The organism is Aureimonas psammosilenae, assembly GCF_009176975.1.
GTDB lineage: Bacteria > Pseudomonadota > Alphaproteobacteria > Rhizobiales > Rhizobiaceae > Plantimonas > Plantimonas psammosilenae.
This window is the reverse complement of sequence record NZ_WEZG01000001.1, coordinates 1-18,515: the sequence shown is the minus strand read 5'-3', so window position 1 is coordinate 18,515 and position 18,515 is coordinate 1. Positions and strand designations below refer to the sequence as shown.

Genomic DNA, 18,515 nt, shown 5'->3' with positions numbered 1-18,515 from the left:
GGCGACACTACGCGCTATCGTAGGAAGCGGCGGCAGCTGATACGGGCATATCTTTCACCGTGAAGGATTTGAACGGAGCCCGGCGCAATGAAGGTCCGCGTCTTCGATTGCTCATCACGGCATCGCGTCCAAGGCGCGGTTGTCGAGTTGCACGACCTTGTTGGATACGTCAGGCAACAGGTTGGGGCCGATACGGCGGCAAAGCTACGTCAGGATCTGGAGACGACGGGCCGAGCCAGGATTGATGGCGAGTTCGATTGGTTCGAATACGAGCGGGTAGACTGAACCCACCGCGAATTTTCTGAATTTGCCTGGATCGCAAACCCTCAAAACCTTCGAAACCCTGTCCAATCAGATCGGGGAAAGAGGCCCCAAGCAGTACGAACCGGCTGTATTGTCATGGCGTCCTGTAGATGCAGTTCGGAAGCCATCGCTTGCGAGACTGCGAGTGCAATCTTCCTGTGTTGCTTCAGTTGCCACGAGTAACTCCCCACTCACCCCACAGAGGCCATACATGAAGATGGCTGCAAAACCGCATCCAGCAGCAGCCACACTCAAGATAAGATATTCCATGACCCTCTCCCAAATCATGCGTCTCTAGATTTGCGGGCAAAACTTGCGCGAGGCTGAACGCCTTGTGAAACTCATGTGATATTAGGTGTATGGCGGCCTTTAGCTTGAACTTCCGCAAGCTTCGATGCCACATGCAAACCTGCCGCACGCGTGAACGCTATAACGTTGGCGACCGACCCAGAAATCAACGAAACGTAGTTCTGCACCTCGGTGCGCGCTCGTGTTCTGTATTGCAGTATTTGAAATGACGACGCGCTTACTAGGCAGTAATATCCCGTTGGATCAATCCGCTCCTGACAATTCTGGAAGGATCCATCGTTTCGCCGTCCTCGACGGACTGCGTGGCGTTGCTGCCCTACTCGTTGTTCTTCTTCATACTTATGATAACTCTGCCATCCCAAATGGACAGCTTGCCGTAGACCTATTCTTTATCCTGAGCGGCTTTGTAATCGCGCATTCATATGCAGACCGCATCCTTGTCCCGAAAGGAAGGCGGCAATTCCTGATCAGTCGATTTATCCGCCTTTATCCGATGCTGCTTATTGGTGCCGCTGGCGGCGTCGGTTTGGCTCTGTTGCATAACTCTATCAACGCAGCAGATCCGTATGATCTGAAGGTTGTAGCAATCACAGCCGCTCTTTCGTTTGTTGTCCTGCCGTATCTGGGAGCTGATGCGGTCAATGTCTTCTCGTTCAGCCTGAACCCACCGATGTGGTCGCTGTTCTTCGAGATTTTTGCGAATGTTCTCTATCTCGCGATCGCCAAATTCCTCACCGTCCGCACGCTTTGCCTTTTGACACTCGCTGGACTTATCGGCGTTGTCATTATGGGCCCGCTTGGAGGAGGCTTGCGCACTAATTTCCTCGCTGGGTTCCCGAGGGTCGTAGCGGGCTTCTTCGCGGGGGTGCTTCTGCGAGAGCTATGGAAAACCGGACGCTTACCGAAGTTTCAAGCCAATATCTTCGTGCTTTCGGCCAGCCTATTGGCCCTTGCTATGATCCCGTTCGAGATCGGAGGCTGGCTTTATGCTCCTACCCTCGCCGCTTTGCTGCTCATAGTGATTTGCGGCGTCAACTGCAGGCCCGCCAGTTATCACAAGTGGTTCGCGTTTCTTGGGCTCGTTTCTTATCCGGTCTATCTCCTTCACTGGTTCACCATCTATGTGATGCAGTTCATTGCCAAACACAGCGATTTCCTGAGCCATCACTATTTTGAACCAGCTTTCCTGCATCTGATTGCAATCGTTTTTGTCGGATATGCAATCGGAGCCTATTACGAGACACCAGTCATGAACGCCCTGAAAGGAATTCTTCGGAAACGCCGTCTGCGTACACGGTAGGCATGGATCGGCCGATCTGTACCAAAAATCAGTTCGACCCCTGCGAATGTTGCGATAATTCGGCGCGCTGGAAACTGGTCCGGGGCTTGCGACAGTTGCGGCGTTTGCGACACTTCGGGCTTCGGTTGACGGAAGTCGCAGCCTATCATTGCCTACTTTAGGCGTGGCGCTGGACGGCATCTCACAGAGCAGCGCGGAACGACGCCTCTATGACGGCCCGACCGCGATCATCATTCGGCACCAATGCTGCCAGCGCCCGCTTTCGGCTCGTTGGATCTGCAAGCGATGCGGCGACCATCGCATCTCGTTCCTGCTTCGACATAATCGAACGCCGCCCTGCAAGCTGCTGCTCTACAGCCGCCAGTCGATCCACAATCGATCCCTTCGGCATTGTGCTTCTCCTACCTGTTGCCTTTCTCTAGTTGCTGTTCGACGGCCGCCAGCCGCTCGGCGACATCAACGGCTTCGATTGCCTTCCGCTGAACTTCGAGGACGGCCACTAGGCTTTGGCCTTCGGCCGGCGCGATGTCGCCCTTGGCAACTGCCTGCACCACGGCAGCAATGGCATCCCGAACGCCCTCTGCCGTCGCCGTATCGGGCAGGTCGAGACTGATACGCTGCGCAGCGGGAGCAAGGCGCGGATGGACGTAGGGCGCAGCCGCGTTTGCTGCCCATGCCCTGTCTTTCGGATCCGCCTTCTCATCGCGGAAAATGCTGAACAGGTATTCGGCCGGCGATAGACCTGACGAAATCAGCGCCGCCATCGTGTCCGACGATCGGCGGTTCATCACTCCCGGCTTGCGTCCTGCGCCTTCTCTAGCGCCACCAACTTTCCCCAACGTCTGATCTTTCCTGATTTCTTTCAGCCCGCTTGCAGACGGCCGTCTAGCTTCGTCACGCTGGTGATGCGCATGGGCGTGGACGGCTCGGCGGTGCCGGGTTGTGCCTCGTAGACCGTGCGGAAAACGAGATCGCGCGGGATGAGGTGAACGCCCTGCGCGGCAAGGAAGGTATTGAACTCCTCGTCCGTCGTGCCTCCCCCAGTCACGAAGATGACGCGGGGAACGCCCTCGCTTATTCCCATCCGACCTTCGAGCCGAGCCAAGCGGTCTTTGAACGTCGCCATGATTTTACCCGAAAATCCGCTTGAGTGCGCCGCCGAGATCGAAGCCGCCCCCGGCTGCGCCGGTTGTCGTCTCGCGCATACCCGACCATGGGTCGGCCGCCGCCTGGTTCTGCGCTCGCTGCCGCATGGCAAGATTGAAGCCCTCTCCGAGAGCCGCAATGCCTTGGCCAAGGTTCTGCGGCTGCGAGGATGCCAACGCCCGCCGCTGTTCGTCTATCGAGCGTTGCCCCTTCGCCAGCGATGCCGAGTGCGGGTCCATAGGCGTTGCGGAGTTAGCGCGAACCGGAGCAGCTGGCATTGTGCCTCCACCCTGCGAGAAGCCGTCCCAGCCGCCGCCTAGAGCGTTCTGCGCGCCCTGCGAAGGCGAACCCATCCGGGCGCGATTGACCGCACCCCCCAAGACTGCGCCGCCGATGCCGCCTAGAAGGCCGCCGACCGGCCCACCGACCGCGCCGCCCATCATCGCGCCGCCGGCCATGCCCGCCATTGGTCCCGCTGCCATGGGTGACATACCCATAGGCGACTGCGCCGGGGCTGTCGGGATAGAAGGATAGCCCATCTGTTGCTGCATCATGGCACCGACCACCTTGCGGCGAGCCTTGGCCGCCGGAGTGTCGTGGGGGCTGTCGTAAGTGCCCCCGTCCAGAGGTTGGTTTAGGATGCTCATCATCTACCCTCTCAGTTCCAGGTCGGAAATTCGCAGTTGTAGCTTTCGGCCGCGGTGCCGGTCGTCGCCTCCAGAGCCGTGATCGCCTTCAGCGTCAGAGCGCGAGAGAGCCCAACGAAAAACCGGGCGTTGTCCATTTCGCCGGGGGCCGGTTCTGGCATCTCGTTCAAGGCAGCGCCGAGGAAGTTGGAAGTCCACGCAGCGAGCGCGAGCGCATCTTCCGGCGTGTGGCAGGGCGCAGAACAGAACCAATCCATCATCGCCCGGATATGCTCGTTGTCGGCATTGGGGCCGGCAGCGCGCATATATTCATTGAGATCGGCGGCGACGGCCGACGCTGAAGGCGACATCATGCGGCTTCTCCCTGCCCATTTCGTGCCGTATGGTTCGGCAATGCACTGCCTGGAGACGCACGCTTGAGCCCTGCCGCCGTATTCCTTTGGCGAGCTGCCGCGCTGATCTTGTTCGCCGCGATCATGATCCCCGCATGGTTCGGACTGCATTGGTTCGTGGATGCGATCCCGCCTATGGCTGTCGCATTCCTTGCTGGCGCAATCGCCGGCCTTTGCGCTGGCGTACTCATCGGAGAGCGTTCTGGCCGTAAGCAAGCGCACCGCCCCGAATAAGAGCCTCAGTGACGGCCCTGATTTTCGGATCGACCGCCCGCGCCTCTTCGCGTCGCGCTCCCCTCGCTAGAAGCTCCTGAACGATGCGCTCCCTGGCGTCTCCGGTGGCCGTTAGCGCGGGTCCAAGCTCCCCGGCCATCGTTGAGGCTGTTCGCCGTCCGAGGGCGTCCTGAGCGTATTCTAGGCCCCGGAAAGCGGCATCACCAAAGTTGAGATTGCCTGCGCTACGCAGGATGCCAGGAACGGCCCGATCCTGGGCCGTACGCTGCTGGACCCGAAACGGGTTATCCATCCGCCGGGACGTTGCCGAGTTGCCGATTGCCTGGTGCGCGGTTTCGGCCATCGCCTGTTCGCCCTGAAGCGAGTTGATGAGGGCGCGACCGTCGTCCTCGCCAAGCACCGTCAAGATTTTGCGCTCGTTGAAGTCGCTATCGAGAAGCTGGCGGCCCTTGAGCGAACCGTTGCGAACCTGCCCCATGGCGTCGTCCACTGCCGAGCGGGTGCCAAGCTGCAAGGCCTGCCGCTCCGCATCGCTCATGTCCGCCACTTCGGCCGCGAGGAAGTCGGGATGGACCTTCCGGCCGAAGAGCTTCTGTCCGGTCTCGAAAGCCTCCTTGACGCTCATGTCATCGGCGAAGGTTTGGCGGGCCTGCGCATAGATCGGGCTGGAAGCCCTCATCTGGCCTCGCAGCACCTTGCCCACCTCGTTGAGCGCGTGCCCGACATCGGAGCGCCCGCCCTCGAATGCCGATTTCGTCTGCGCTCTGACACGGCGCTCAAGCCGGTCAAGGTGATCGATGCCGGTTCGCTGCGATTGCCCGTCCGTCAGATGCGAACGAACCCACGATAGCGCCTTGTCCACCTCATCGGCAGGAAGCCCCGAAGGGCCGGCGATACGGTCGGCCGGCGTCATCAGTTGCCCGTCGATGGCCTGGATAACCGGGTTCACGTCTACCGGCAGATTTTCAGCGCGGGCCCGCGCATAGAGAGGATCGGCACGGCCCTTGGCCTCCTTCGCCATGGTCGTGAGCGTCTGGTGGACGTTGGGGCGCGGCCCGAGTGCGTTGTCATAGGCCGAATTGATCCGCCCGCCCGCCGCCGCGCTTCGATCCTTCAGGGCACCGATAACACCCGAGCGTGCCGGGTTGTCGCTCTGCGCGATCTGTTCGGCGCGATATCGAAGCCCTTCGCTTGCATCTGCCAGCATGGCGCTCGGCCCCATCTCGCGGGCGCGGCGGGCGGCGTCTTCGAGGGTGAAACCTTCGTCGGCAAGAGTACGCTGGAGAAGGTCTTGGCCAGAGCGCCCTACCGGGCCCCCGCGTGATGCCAGGAAGTCGCCGGCATAGTTCAGGCCGCGACCAACGGCGGCCCCTGCGGGGACAGACAGGAAGCCGAGGCCGCCGCCAATCACCATTCCCTTCCCAGCCTCTTTGAACCGCTCGTTGAGACCACCTTCGCCAGCGCCGAAGCCTTGCACGGCACCCGCGCCGGCTCCGGTTCCTGATGCTATGGCAAGTCTAGCCGCCGTGGATCGCGCTGCGCCGCCAACGAGGCCTGCACCTGCGATAGGAGCACTAGAGGCGATGCCGCCTGCAAGCTGCCCAGCGAGGTAGGAGCCGGGAGCTTCTTCCTGCGCCTGACGGTTTTGTGAGCGGATCTGGTCGCGGATTTCGGCGTAGGAGCGGCCCGGCTTGCCCGTACCCAAGACATCGCTTTCGGGCAGAAGGCTGTTCACGTATTCCGACGCTGCGCCGAGGCCTGCGCCAAGCTCGTCACCGAAGGATAGGGATGCACCGTCGAGTGCGCCCAGATAGGCACCGCGCGCCATCTTGTAGCCGTTGGAGCTGCCGCCGCCGTCCTGCGGCATGTCCTCCACAAGCCTTCCGCTGAAGCGCGGCCGGCGCACCGGCTCCGAAGCCGGGGCATCTTCGACAAGGGTTCCAGAGAAGCGAGGCATGGGCGTTACTTCCTGTAGGTCTTGCCGTCGTCGGGATCGACGTAGAGGCCACCCTTCGGAATAGCGTTGAACTCAGCATCCGTGCGGGGACGCGATACCTGCCCGCCTTGAGGCCAGTTGGCTCCCATGTTCGGTGCACTGGTAGCCGGCGCAGGTGGCGGGCTTCCAGTCGGAGGCGGATCGTAAGGCGTGGGGGTCATGTCGGGCATATCCACTCCAAAGAGCGCCCGCTCCCGTTCGAACTGCCCGCCTGCCGGATAGACCTTATCGAGCCGGGACATATGGCCTGCGACCGCTTCCGTGGACGCTTTCTCCATGATGGTGAGAAGGCGCTTGATGCTGGCGGGCTCCAACGTGATGTTACCGCCCGCCGCCTTCTCTGCGAACTCGCGATCCGTATTGGAGATGTTGGCGCTGCCGACCGTGGACTTCAGGACTGCCGAAACCTGCGGAGCGATGGCCGCCCGGAACGTTTCTGTGTTCGTGATCGCTGACGGGTCCGTGACCCCGAGATAAGCGCCGACCTTCTGGAGCCCAAGGCGCATATCGGCACCTGCGCCGAAGATACCGCCGGCATCGATCGCTTGGCGGGCGTCTCGAATGGCCTTCAAGCCCGACACGGAGGAACGAGCGCCCGAAGCGCTTTCCGCCATCGCATCGAAGACCTGTTTGTTTTCGCCACCGCCGATGGAGATGGTCTGGCCTTTGCCGTTGCCGATGGCATCAACCTTGTTGTCCGGGCCGATTTGGTAGGTTGCCCCAGGCGGAAGCCCACGCGATGCGGCTTCTTCTGCACTGAGCGTTCGATAGCCCGACCCCTTCGACGTAGCGGCAGTGATCTGCGCGCGCTTGTAGTCACGATCTAGAGCGACATCGGGGTCGGCCGCCTTCAACTCAGCATCGAAGCGGGCTTTGCGCTGATAATCTTCCCAAGCGTTGCGCCGTTCTAGCTGTGCCTGGTTCGCCTCGTAGCTTCGACGGTCTGTGAGATCCTGGCGCGACTGCGAGCGCTGGAGGACCTGCGCCGCGACTTGGCGCTGTTCGTCCGTCGCGAAGGGCGAACTTAACACCCGCATCATCAGTGCCGTGGGGTCCGCCCCGTTCTGGGCCTGCCCGACCATCTGGGCTTCGGCGACACGTTGGACGGAGTTCCTATTCGGATCGCCGAAGTGTCCGAGTGGGCCGCCCTGCGAGGCCACCCCACGCTCCAGAGCCCCCGCCGGGTCGATCATGTCCATTACTTCCCGCCCACCCTGCCCATCAGGGGACGGGGGAGCCGAGGGCAGGCCGATGCCGCGATCAATCATGATGCGGGCAATCTTGCGCGTCATGGTCTCCGGCGGCCCCGACTGGCTGAAGCCGTCAAAGCTCGGATCGTTCGCCGCGGCCTGCTGGACGGCTGGCGAGAACGTGGAGGCCGCCGGCGGGGTTGGGTTTGCATCCACCATCCGCGGCGACGGCAGGGCCGCAAGCTGCGTCGGGTCTTGCGGCTGTGCGCCCCCTCCCTGCGCCATCAGAGCGTTGACGACCGCCTGCTTCCCCGGAGCCATCCGCTCCTCGCTATCCCGCGTCACGCGAGCGCCGTTCATATCGAGGCGCAGTTCCGGCGTGTTGTATTCCGCGGGGCCGGTATAGGGGACCGCGTTCTGGTCTACCTGCCCCGGCTCGCGACCGACAAGCTGGTTGTAGCGAGCCTGATCTTCGGGGCTCATCTGCCCGTCGATAGAAGCGCCGCTCGCCTGCGCCGCGTTCACCGTCGCCGATGCGCGCTCCAGCGCTTGCCGCGTGGTCGAAGGAGTTGCCGAGCCCATGCCCGCCGAAGGGTCCAAGCTTGCGACCTGAACCTGTTGGCCCTGCGCAGGTGCCGCCGCTTGAATAGCGCGAGCCGAACCGCTGCGGCTGAGCGCGCCCTGGTAAGCGGAGGTGAAGGCATCCGTATTCGTGCCTTGCTCGATGCCGCCCGGTAGCGATGTCCAAACATCCTTAAGAGCCGGCCCGACGCCCGCGATGGCATCGGGATCGCCCGATTGCAGCACCACCGACAGGTCATTGCCCGTCTTCTTACGGTACGTGTCGGACGCCAGCGACCACGCGGCGCGATCCTGATTGGCGGGGCTGAAATCGGAAAGCCCGAGCTTCTTGGCCTCGTCGTCCCATGTGCTTCCGAGGAACTGGTAGCGGCCAGCCGCGCTCGATGTCTTGCCGAGGTTCGGCCCGGATTGGATCGGGATATCCTGCCGCGGATGGTCGGAGAAATCGCTGAAGGTGTCGCCACCGTATTTGACGTTGTAGGCTCCTGCGCTCTCAGGACCGGCCAGCGTATCAAGGAATGCCGTCTGGAAAGGCTGAAGGCCGTTGTCGTTGTCGGCCGCGCTGGACTTCAGCTTCGGAGCCGAAGCATCGGAGCCTGTAGCGCCGGAAAGCGCCGGGCCGGCAGGATCGTAAGCGAGGGCCGAGGTAGACCCACGCATCGCATTGTCGATGTCACCCCATAGGCTGGCCTGCTTCTCCCGCATCGCCGCCTCGTCCTTCTGGAGCGAGCGATTGGCCAGCGCGGCACCAATCGCGCCGCCAAGGGCATTGATACCCTCGCCCAAGTTCTTCGGGCTGGAATTGCGGGCTTGCTCCATCATGGCTTGGACGACGGCGCGGCGCTTCTGCAACTCGTCGTAGGAGACGCCAGTGTTGCCGCCGAAGATGAAACCCGGAGACGCGGCCATTATGCAGCCCTCACAGCGTTGCCGACCGGGCTAGCTACACCGACCATCTCGAAGTCATTGACGTGAAACACGCCAGGAAAGCGCCGACCACCTGCGATCAGCTTCTCCGCTGCGGCGGTGATGCAAAACTCATTCGGGGTAACACCCGCCCGGTTGGCGGCATCAAACAGCGCTTCACGGAAGTCTCGATTAACGCGAGCGCCGTTCAGGACGAGTTGGGCGGACGGCATTTATTGATCCTCCGGTTATTCGGAGGAGTGGATCACGAACCGACTGCCATGAGGACTGTGTACGGGTATGCATGGATAGGCACCGCGATAGACGACCTCGCTCGAGCGGAATTCTTTCAAACAGGGTTAACCAAAAATTACTGGCGGAAACCCTTTGCGACGGGGGTTTTACGTGGGGCCAAAATAATCGCAATTTTCCGGCCGCAATCAGTGTTTGACACCGTTAATGGACCATGAACTGTTCCGCTCAAATGTTTAAAAGTAGGCGGATAGGCGATGGCCGAAGACGACTTAGTAGTCTGCTCCAGAAATTTAAGCGCAGCGATAGCGCGCGATGCCAGCGCTTTGGAAGATCAAGTATGGGCGCCATTCGGCTTCCTGAGCCACACCTCAGCCCACCAGGCCTACTACAGCACCATTCTGGAAGAACATGCGGACCTACAGTTGTGCCTAGTGTCCGCTGCTTCCGGGAAACCGGTAGCCTTAGTGAATTGCGTGCCCTTCTCGTTCACTGGCGATCTGAATAATCTTCCCGCCGAGGGGTGGGATTGGCTTGTAGAAACGGGGGGAAATCCCGCAGCTAAACCTGCAAACGTCCTTGGCGCACTGGCTGTTTCAGTATCGACCGAACATCGCGGCAAGGGTTATGCCCGACGTATGATCCAAGAACTGAAGGCCTTGGCGGTACGACGCCGCCTAGATGCGGTCGTTGTACCAGTTCGGCCGTCCGCTAAAAGCACCCATCCATTTGTGCCGATGGACACATATATGCATTGGCGGGACGACAGAGGTGAATGCTTCGATCCGTGGCTACGAAGCCACCTCTCACAGGGTGCACGCATCATCCGTTCGTGCGAACGCTCCATGGTTGTCAAAGAGCATGTTGCGTTCTGGGAAACGTGGGCCGGCCGGCGCTTCTCGGTTTCGGATCGGTACGCGTTCGAAGGCGGCCTCGCTCCCGTCAGTATCAGCCTCGAACATGATACTGGACGTTACGAAGAACCGAACGTTTGGGTCGGATATCAGCTTTAAAGCCAACACCGTCCGTCGAACCTGAATGGCGTTTGGCTCGCCCTATGAATGTAAAGGCGGTGAAGCAGGAGCTAAGCGTGTCGCTTGGAGGCGATCGAACTCCGCTCCCGCTCCTTTCGCCGTCCGCCACATCCACAGAGCACGACCAATACGACCATTTCCAAAAGTGAGCGGCCTCAGCCTACCGAATGACAGGAGCAGTTCGTCAGCTGACACCGCTCCTGCGTTCGTCAATCTGAGAATATCTTCTATCGATCGCTGCAAGTCAGTCTTTATGTGGTCACAGCCGGATGAGTTTGCATCATCGAAATCAACAGGCTCACGCCATCTCGCGTTTGGGCATACGTAAGCTGCTAAAACTTCTATGTTGGAGATCGTGAGTACTTGACACATCAGGAAGCCGCGGTGTGCGCTGATATGAGCCTGCTCAGGGATACCATGCAGTCCCGATAGTCCGAAACTCGAGCGGACATACTCCGGCAACCAATCCTGCGACGAACGATACAGTTCGAAGTTCTCGAGCATCAAACGCAAACCGCTCCTAGTCCGGTCATAAGTTGGCTGAGTTTGCCCTTCAAGTTCTTGGACCGTGCGACATGCATGGTAAGATGACCAACCCTACAGATCTATTAGCTTTCTGAAGAATTGAAATATTTAGACGGTGAATAAAGAGACCGGAAAACATTAACGATAGGATGTTCATCGATCAGTATTTACTTCGGCTTTAGCATTCGTGCGGCATGTTCGCTTAGATCGAGGTGCCGATGGATCGCTTGCAACAACCTTCCCTGGATGTTCCGCCACGTTCGCTCCGAGCGCTCACTCTTGGGATTGCGTGCGCAATCGGCATCGCGGGTTTCGTGCTTATCGCCCTGATCGCATCGATTGGATGGCGCGCAAACTCGAACGAAATTGCGGCCGAGCGAGCTCGGATCGAGAATGCCCTTTCGCAGTCTGTAGAACGAACGCTAGAGCAGCAGAAAACGATTGCTTGGTGGGACGACGCGGTAGAGCACGTCTCCAATCAGTTCGATGAGAGCTTCGCCGATGCTAACTTCGGCTACTACTTCGCCGAGACCTTCGGGCATGACGAAGTCTACATACTTAACGGCGACAACGCTCCTATTTACGCCTTCATCAACGGCGAAAAGGAGAAGGCGTTAGCCTTTGACAAGCGTTCCTCCGACCTCAGCAGCGTCATCGACGCGGCACGTGGATGGAAGCAGAATACCGTTGAGGACCGAACAGCTGGCTTTGCCATCAAGCAAGCACGGTACAACTTTCTCAAAGGGGCTCTTCGTTCCGCGAAATGGGGCGCAAAGATTACGTTGATTGATGGCAAGCCGGCAATCATTGCTGCAACGACCATTGTTCCGAACATCGATCTATCGTTACTCCAAGGACGCCCTTATCTCCTTGTCACGATTGTTGAAATCGATGCCGAATTTATGGAGACAGTCGGCGGAAGCCTACTGATCTCAGACCTTCGCTTCACGCCGAATGACGCATCTATTGAGAACACGGTCTCTGATCGGTTTGTAACCGACGACGGGCAATCAGGTGGCTACTTGACTTGGACAACCAGTCAGCCTGGCCAGCCGCTATTGAACGTCATTCTCCCCCTCGTACTTATTGGCGTCGTCGGGATGTGGCTTCTCTCCGCAAGGATGCTGAAGCGTCTGACAAATGCTTCTATGGAACTGACGAGAAACGAGGCGACCGCTCGTCACGATGCTCGTCATGATGCGCTCTCAGGCCTACCCAACCGGTTCCATTTTGTTGAGAAGGTCACCGAAAAGATCAGCCAACGAGTGCCAAATGCCGTTCTGGGCGGGCTTGTGATTGGCTATCTCGACATCGACCGGTTCAAGGAGGTGAATGATACGCTGGGACACCTAACCGGCGACGAACTGATAAAGCAGGTGGCTCGGCGGCTGCGTGATAGTCTTGACGACACCTTCTTCCTAGCGAGGCTTGGCGGCGACGAGTTCGCGATTTGCCAGCAGTTTGCCAGAAGTCAGGACGCACTTTTGCTCGGGACCGTCGTTGCGAAGGCTTTCTCGGAGCCCTTCTTCGTGAGTGGATCACCGATCCGAGTGACGGCTTCTCTTGGCCTCGCGCGCTACCCACTGCATGGGTCCACGACAGAAGAGTTGATGCGCAATGCGGATATCGCCCTCTACGTCGCTAAACGGCAGGGACGAGATCAAGCCGTTTTTTTCAAGGATGAAATGGCGTCAGAGCTGGCTGCCAACAGGGAGATTGAAGTCGACCTCCGCAAAGCGCTTGCGAATGACGAATTGGATCTTCATTTCCAACCGCTAGTTGAAGCGCAAAGAGGGCGACTAGTCGGCGTCGAAGCACTTTTGAGATGGTTTCACCCGACGAAGGGCGCGATCTCGCCTTCGACTTTCATTCCGATCGCCGAAGAGAGCGGAATGATGATCGAACTAGGCGAATGGGTAATGCGGCGCTCGATCAAAGCGGCGGCCTTGTGGCCAGATATCGAGATCGCGGTCAACTTATCGCCCGTACAGTTCAGACGAGACAACCTTGCTGCTGTTCTGAATGGTCTAGTCGAAGACGCAGGCATCCCAGCAAACCGCTTCACCCTCGAAATCACTGAGGGCCTGCTTCTGGAAAACTCGTACCGGGTGAAGGAAACGCTCGGGGAACTTCGGAGATTAGGCTTCCGCATTGCACTAGATGATTTTGGGACCGGCTTCTCCAGCTTGAAGTACCTGATCGATTTCCGCTTCGACAAGCTTAAGATCGACCGATCGTTTGTGAACGGCTCATCTCGGGCGAGTTCCGCGGAAAAAATCATTCGTTCTATCGTCCAGCTCGGGCGAGCGATGGACATGGAAATCGTCGCAGAAGGTGTAGAAACCAACCTCGAGGCGACGATCCTCCAAGCGCTAGGTTGCCACCAGCTACAAGGCTATTTCTTTTCTCGACCGTTATCCGCAGCCCAGTTGGAAGAGTACATGCAGACGCATGAACGTCTCGAAAGGTCTGAGGCGAAGTTGGCTTCGCCTGCGGCATCGGCTCGTGCGTAGTGTTCTCTTTCCACCGCGCATGATCGTTTCGCAATCACACCGACTAAAGCCGCCCGAGAAGATCGAAATATCGACGGACGCTCGAGTTCTCTCGTTGCCCTCTCCGAAGCAACTCAAGTGCTTCCATATCGCCATGTCGAAGCATCACAAGAGCGGGCATCGAGACCTCGATAGGCGAGCGCGGGCCCATCTGGCGACCAATGCCGTGCTTGGCGTTCAAACGACGGATCGTGTCTACCGATAAACGAACGCGTCGAGCTGCCTCTTTCAAGGAAACGGCTTCATTCTCAGTCATGAGGAACGGCTGACGACTTCTCATATCCGCCCTCGCATGAAGATCCGCTCGCGACCACGATCCACACACCACCCTTTTTTCTTCGCGAAGGTGAGCCGGTAGGCCTCGGGAGAGCCGGCCGGCAGTGCAGCAATCATCATATCTAGATGCCGGTCGTATTCCGCAGCCGAAACCTCTACGGCCGGCCGCAGGATCGTGACGCCAGGGCCGGGTTCGGGCATCCAGTTGGCGGGACGGTCCTCGAAGCGGCCGGCGCTGACGTTAGGAGAGTGGACAAGTTTGCCACTCTCTTTGGCGCTACGGATGGGCGCGGCGATGGTCGGTTTAAGGTCCGAGCCTCCGACCTTTTCGGGCCGCCCATGATGAGCAACCTCGCCACGTTCCTGCGCTGCGTCGTCCTCCGCCTCGCCATAGACGGCTAGACGCTCTTCGCGTTCGATGTCGTCGGGCAAAAATTCTGCGGATTTGCCCGGATTACGAACTGACAAAACTGACAGAACTGGCTCTGACGGGGTTTTGTCAGTTTTGTCAGTTCCGTCTCTGAGTGTTTCTGTGTTTTTTTCGTCTTGCTGAAGACGGGCAAGCCAACGTCCCACGGCTCAACCCTCCCCGCTCAATGCCGGGTTCCAAGCGTAGGCCGTCGCGATCCGCCCCCCTGTCGAACCGGGTTGCGTTTGCTCTTCCCGGCAGTGGTGCGTGGCGACAAGCATCTCTATGGCGGATGCCACCGCATCGCGATCCGATAGCCCGCTCCATGCCTTTCGCTGAACATCGCGAGCCGAGAACGTGTCGGGCAACTGGCGGCGGCGCTCGATGATGAGGCGAGCGCCATCCTCCGTCATGGTCTGGCCTGCCGAATAGAGACGGGCGGCATGGCTGCGAAGGTAATCGGCCCATTCCAACGCCCGGAGCGTTGCCGCCTCGCAGACTTCGCCGCGTCCATCGCCTTCCACCAGTTCGAAGATGAGCGCGAGGCTGGCGATAGTCTTCGGCATCTTAAGGAGATGGCTTTCCATCGTGGAGGCCAGCGCGCCGCTCAGCGCCTCCCTCTGTATCTCTTCCATCCACTCGCGGAAGAAGCCTTGCGCCCGATCCGAGAAGCGAAGGACGGTCGGCTCCCCGCTCTCGTTCGTTGGGATATCGCGGACATGGCGGAATGCCGCGTCGAAGCTCTGGCGAGCCTCCAGCGACGGCCGGCGGTCTACCCACTTCCATGAGGCGCGATCATCCGGCCATACCGTCATCTGAAGACGCTGGATAAGGCCATCGTTGCTCGCGCCCGATACCGCGCCCCGAACGATGGGAGCGATGCGCGAGGGCTGAATGCCGCCGATAATGGATAGCGTGCAGTTGTCGATATGGACGGTGCCGCGCCCGATCCGGTCATAGACGAAGCGTCCATCACCGTTGAAGGCTTCGAGGTAGAAGGCGCGGTCGCTGGCGAACTCCTCGCTTTCCATGCGAGCCAGGAAGCCCGGCAGTTCGTCGCGGATGAGAAGAAGCCCATTCGGGTTCTCGTTCAAAAGCTCGCCAAGCTTCTCTACGGTCGCGTCGTTGACGATGAGGCGCGGGCATGGCGGTTCGCTCGCCTCGTCCCCGCTCGCCTCTCTAAGGAGGCGCTTGGCCTCGTCACGCTCGCCAACCTTTAGGGCCTTTGCCGCCTTCCTCTTCGCTTCTGCCGCGTCGAGGCCGGCAAGGTCGTTATCTGCCGCGATGTCCTTGCATTCTTCCTCCCAACCCTTTCGCATCTCGTCTTGAAGGGCATAGGCCGGCGCAAGGGCGGCAGTCATGGCCGGCGATTTCATCGCAGACGGCCGGCCAACGATGGCACCCCATAGGTTCGGCACCACCACCCAATCGTCATTGCGCTTCGGCGCGATCCGCACCTTATTGCCGATGACGGAAGCGAGGCCGCAAAGCGCGGCGACAGCTGAGAAGTCGGGAGCCGATTGCTGGCGCTCAGCAACGTCGAAGACGTAATCGCGCAACGCCTCGGGAAGCAGATCAGGGACGAACCGGGCGACGGCCGGCAAGGTGCTGACGATGGGCAACGGCTTTGTCCACCTCCCCCGCTCGCGGCGGCGGTCTTCGAAGCTGATAGGCGGGTTGGGGTTGAGGGGTTCGTATTCGCGGCCTTGCATCACGCGGCCTTTCTGATTTCGGGGGAAACAGGGGCGACGAAACGGACAGAGCCGGCCAAGGCGGCAACCATCGTCGCGAGTTCTTCGGAGTGCTGGCGATCCTCACCAGAGACAGGGCCGGCCGCGTCGAGAAGGCGGCGGGCTGCGATGGCGGGGTCTAGGACGACGACACCCCGGCAACCGGCCTGAAGCCACGCTAAGGGCGTCCTGTAGGCCATTAGGGGCGTATCGAGGACGTAGCTCGCTGCCGAGGCGATGTTCCACGACCCGAGGCAGTCAGCCCGACCGAACATGCGTCGGACGCGGGTGGGGTCCGCTACCGGCCATGCAACGAGATCCGCAACGGTCTCGCAGTCAGAGGCGTATGCTTCGATGACGGCGGCCACCACCGCCTTGTCATCACTAGTCGGGGCGAACTCGAAACCGCCGTCACGCAACGGCCGGATCGTCGTGACCGCCAACGCGCCGCAGAAGTCGCGGATAGGGTCGGCATCGGCCAGGGAGCGAACGCCCAGGCCGTTGTCGCGGACAAAACCGAGGTAAGCGGGATGCGGCCTTGCAGCGGCATAGAACCGGCCGCGAGCCGCCATGAGTTCCAAAGCGGCGCTCATTTGGCCGGCTCCGTGGAGCGGTCAACAATGCGGATGCCGAAGTCGCGCGCTAAGCCAACGGCGGCAGTATCAGCGGCGTGGCGATCAGGGCCGATGTAGTTGTGAAGCGTGGAGCCATCGCCATCTACGAGCGCAACAACATAGACCCACTTTCCGACAAGGGACGCATCATCGCCATCAGTGCAGCGGCCAGCGTCGATGAGAACGTGACCTTTGCCGAAGATTGGGGAAACGGGGGCGGTCATGCAGCGCCTCCCGCATAGTACCCGACCGCAAACAGCCGGCCGCCGTAGGACACGACGCGCGAGATAGATCCGCTGCGCTCTGTCGAAGGCATTGCCGTGAGGACCGGCAAGCTATAATTCTGAGAACTGGAAGTGCTGCCTTGCTTTTCCGTTTTGCTGGCGTTCCGGGTTTGCGACCCCCGGAGCGCCAGTTCCATTTTATGGGTCATGGTTACGCTGCCGCCTCCATGTTCAAGGGCAAGCGACGGCCATCACGCTCCGCGATGCGGGCGCGCTGCCAGTCAGCGATTTCGGTTTCCAACCAGCCGACAGACTGGCGGCTTAGGCGAATGGGCTTCGGGAACTTGCCCTCGCCAATCAGGTCGTAGATGGCGCTCCGCCGAAGGCCGGTGGCCTTCTCAACATCGGGGCGTCGGAGGATGGTCTGAACCATCGAGGTTCCTTTCCGCTTCGAGCCAGAGCGGTTGCTTCCGGCTTCGATTGGAAAGGTACGGAAAAGTCAGAGGCGTTTGAGGTGTCGGACCCCTAAGCTATTCGCAAAGGGGTTTGTGATCCTATGCTCAAGCCCAAGAAGGTAAGCCCTCATTTACGCTTAGGTCCGGGCCCTTATTCGCTTTAAGGCATTCTCTAAGCGCAGACGTAAAGCTTTGATCCGTGGGACCATTCACGTCTGTCCAGGCGGCTTTTACGAGTTCCAGAAATGGATTGTGTTCAGTCCCCTTGCCAGGAAGGCGTCCCACTAGCGCTACCCACGCCTGCGCCCATGTACGGACGAACGCTCGCTTCTCGACCCCCTCAGTATTCTCTCTCGTGCCGGCTATTGCGTTGCGGTCAGCCGTCATCTGCTTAGTCAGCGTGAACAGGGTTTCCTGGGAGGCGAACAGAGTTTGAGCAGCATTTTGAGCCCATTGGCGGCGCTCTGCGGCTGATGCCTGCGGCAATATCCTTGCGGCTAGAGTTTGCAACGGGTGAGAGATGGCCTCGGCCGTCAGCTTATCGTTCGTCTTTCTATCATTCGCAAAAAACGAATTGAGCTTCCCAATGCTCCTCATCGCGTTGTCCGCAAGCGCGATCCCGTATTCGAGTTCGCTGACCCAGTCTGCTTTGGCACGTTCCTCAATGGCGCGATCTGCTTCGAACACAGAAACTTCAAGCGCTCGTCTTGCGAACGCAATAGGGTCCATCCTTGACCAGCATTCTAGAAGTCGAACCCGGCGAGGATCTTTGGAATGCAAACCCATCACTATCCCGTCGATCTTCAACGGACGGGCGACATCATAAAAGTCGATATGAGCGAGCCGAACGGCATTTTTCGCGGCAGGGTATTGCCAAGGTTTGATGCGTGTTTCTGTCATGGCAAATGCTGCCGCAGCTTCACGACGTCGCCGGCCGGCTTAACCGCTCCACAGAAGGTCGACCAATCAGCCATCATGCGATGCCGCTTCTCGAACAGATCCCCACGCCGATAGGCAGCTTCGACCTTGTTCCCGATGGTGTGCGCCAGAGCCATTTCCACCATGTCGCTGGGATAGGCCGTCGTCTCCGCAGCCCAATCGCGGAAGGTGGACCGGAAGCCGTGCGCGGTGATGTCAGCATGATCCATTCGCCGGAGGGTCATCAGGAGCGCCATGTTCGAGAGCGGCTTCCCCTTCTTGTCACCGATGAAGACATGCGGGTTGCCGTCCTCGCGCGGCAGAGCGTCAAGGATGGCGAGGGCCCGATCTGACAAGGGGACGCGGTGCGGACGGCCGGCCTTCATGCGCTCCGCTGGGATCGTCCATAGCTTTGCGTCCTTATCGACCTCGCTCCAGCGTGCGCCGACTACTTCACCGGTACGGCCGGCCGTGAGAATGGCAAACTCCAGCGCTCGCGCACCTACCCCTTCGGCCTGCCG

At 60.0% G+C, this 18,515-nt stretch carries 19 protein-coding genes; 4 read left to right on the top strand and 15 right to left on the bottom strand.

Annotated elements, in window-relative coordinates:
* The first annotated feature begins 87 nt into the window (after positions 1 to 87).
* Both F9929_RS00100 and F9929_RS00095 read left to right on the top strand, forming a co-directional pair.
* Positions 88 to 285, top strand: coding sequence for a hypothetical protein (locus tag F9929_RS00100; RefSeq protein ID WP_152044501.1), 198 nt, complete (start codon positions 88 to 90; stop codon positions 283 to 285).
* Positions 286 to 793: 508 nt separating this feature from the next.
* The gene (locus F9929_RS00095; protein ID WP_152044500.1) at positions 794 to 1,912 is read left to right on the top strand and encodes an acyltransferase family protein; all 1,119 of its coding nucleotides are present in this window, start codon (positions 794 to 796) and stop codon (positions 1,910 to 1,912) included.
* 181 nt (positions 1,913 to 2,093) lie between these two features.
* Here the strand turns inward: F9929_RS00095 and F9929_RS00090 are convergent, their stop codons facing one another.
* From F9929_RS00090 to F9929_RS00055, 8 genes are all read right to left on the bottom strand, one after another.
* Positions 2,094 to 2,303 carry a hypothetical protein gene (locus tag F9929_RS00090; RefSeq protein WP_152044499.1) on the bottom strand — a complete coding sequence of 70 codons (210 nt, stop codon included), beginning with the start codon at positions 2,301 to 2,303 and terminating at the stop codon, positions 2,094 to 2,096.
* 10 nt (positions 2,304 to 2,313) lie between these two features.
* Positions 2,314 to 2,676: a hypothetical protein gene (locus F9929_RS00085; protein WP_193227552.1), complete on the bottom strand. Its 363-nt coding sequence runs from the start codon at positions 2,674 to 2,676 to the stop codon at positions 2,314 to 2,316.
* Positions 2,677 to 2,774: 98 nt separating this feature from the next.
* Positions 2,775 to 3,038 (bottom strand): hypothetical protein, encoded by a 264-nt coding sequence (locus tag F9929_RS00080; RefSeq protein ID WP_152044497.1) that lies wholly within the window; start codon positions 3,036 to 3,038, stop codon positions 2,775 to 2,777.
* A gap of 4 nt (positions 3,039 to 3,042) precedes the next feature.
* Positions 3,043 to 3,705, bottom strand: coding sequence for a hypothetical protein (locus F9929_RS00075; protein WP_193227551.1), 663 nt, complete (start codon positions 3,703 to 3,705; stop codon positions 3,043 to 3,045).
* 11 nt (positions 3,706 to 3,716) lie between these two features.
* Positions 3,717 to 4,208, bottom strand: a complete 492-nt coding sequence (locus tag F9929_RS00070; protein WP_152044495.1) for a hypothetical protein — start codon at positions 4,206 to 4,208, stop codon at positions 3,717 to 3,719.
* Positions 4,209 to 4,284: 76 nt separating this feature from the next.
* Positions 4,285 to 6,288 carry a hypothetical protein gene (locus F9929_RS00065; protein WP_152044494.1) on the bottom strand — a complete coding sequence of 668 codons (2,004 nt, stop codon included), beginning with the start codon at positions 6,286 to 6,288 and terminating at the stop codon, positions 4,285 to 4,287.
* A gap of 5 nt (positions 6,289 to 6,293) precedes the next feature.
* A complete protein-coding gene (locus F9929_RS00060; protein ID WP_152044493.1) occupies positions 6,294 to 9,008 on the bottom strand; it encodes a glycoside hydrolase family 24 protein in 2,715 nt (904 codons plus the stop codon).
* Complete coding sequence (locus tag F9929_RS00055) at positions 9,008 to 9,238, bottom strand: hypothetical protein (protein ID WP_152044492.1); 231 nt, start codon at positions 9,236 to 9,238, stop codon at positions 9,008 to 9,010. The genes F9929_RS00060 and F9929_RS00055 overlap by 1 nt, the downstream gene beginning before the upstream one ends.
* A 276-nt stretch (positions 9,239 to 9,514) precedes the next feature.
* Between F9929_RS00055 and F9929_RS00050 the strand changes: the two genes are divergently transcribed.
* Positions 9,515 to 10,270: a GNAT family N-acetyltransferase gene (locus F9929_RS00050; RefSeq protein ID WP_152044491.1), complete on the top strand. Its 756-nt coding sequence runs from the start codon at positions 9,515 to 9,517 to the stop codon at positions 10,268 to 10,270.
* Between the two features lie 764 nt (positions 10,271 to 11,034).
* Entirely contained in the window at positions 11,035 to 13,329 is a 2,295-nt protein-coding gene (locus F9929_RS00045; protein WP_152044490.1) for a bifunctional diguanylate cyclase/phosphodiesterase, read from the top strand.
* Positions 13,330 to 13,644: 315 nt separating this feature from the next.
* Here F9929_RS00045 and F9929_RS00035 read toward each other — a convergent pair whose 3' ends face one another.
* From F9929_RS00035 to F9929_RS00005, 7 genes are all read right to left on the bottom strand, one after another.
* Complete coding sequence (locus F9929_RS00035) at positions 13,645 to 14,220, bottom strand: hypothetical protein (protein ID WP_152044488.1); 576 nt, start codon at positions 14,218 to 14,220, stop codon at positions 13,645 to 13,647.
* Positions 14,221 to 14,223: 3 nt separating this feature from the next.
* Entirely contained in the window at positions 14,224 to 15,765 is a 1,542-nt protein-coding gene (locus tag F9929_RS00030) for a YfjI family protein (RefSeq protein WP_152045169.1), read from the bottom strand.
* Positions 15,765 to 16,376 (bottom strand): hypothetical protein, encoded by a 612-nt coding sequence (locus F9929_RS00025; RefSeq protein ID WP_152044487.1) that lies wholly within the window; start codon positions 16,374 to 16,376, stop codon positions 15,765 to 15,767. Before F9929_RS00025 ends, F9929_RS00030 begins: the two co-directional genes overlap by 1 nt.
* On the bottom strand, positions 16,373 to 16,621 hold the full coding sequence (locus F9929_RS00020) for a hypothetical protein (protein WP_152044486.1): 249 nt from the start codon (positions 16,619 to 16,621) through the stop codon (positions 16,373 to 16,375). Before F9929_RS00020 ends, F9929_RS00025 begins: the two co-directional genes overlap by 4 nt.
* A gap of 211 nt (positions 16,622 to 16,832) precedes the next feature.
* Positions 16,833 to 17,054: a helix-turn-helix transcriptional regulator gene (locus tag F9929_RS00015; RefSeq protein WP_152044485.1), complete on the bottom strand. Its 222-nt coding sequence runs from the start codon at positions 17,052 to 17,054 to the stop codon at positions 16,833 to 16,835.
* Between the two features lie 127 nt (positions 17,055 to 17,181).
* Complete coding sequence (locus F9929_RS00010) at positions 17,182 to 17,976, bottom strand: hypothetical protein (protein WP_152044484.1); 795 nt, start codon at positions 17,974 to 17,976, stop codon at positions 17,182 to 17,184.
* Positions 17,973 to 18,515 (bottom strand): tyrosine-type recombinase/integrase (locus tag F9929_RS00005; protein WP_152044483.1); only part of this gene is annotated, 543 nt, incomplete at its 5' end. The genes F9929_RS00010 and F9929_RS00005, both read right to left, overlap by 4 nt.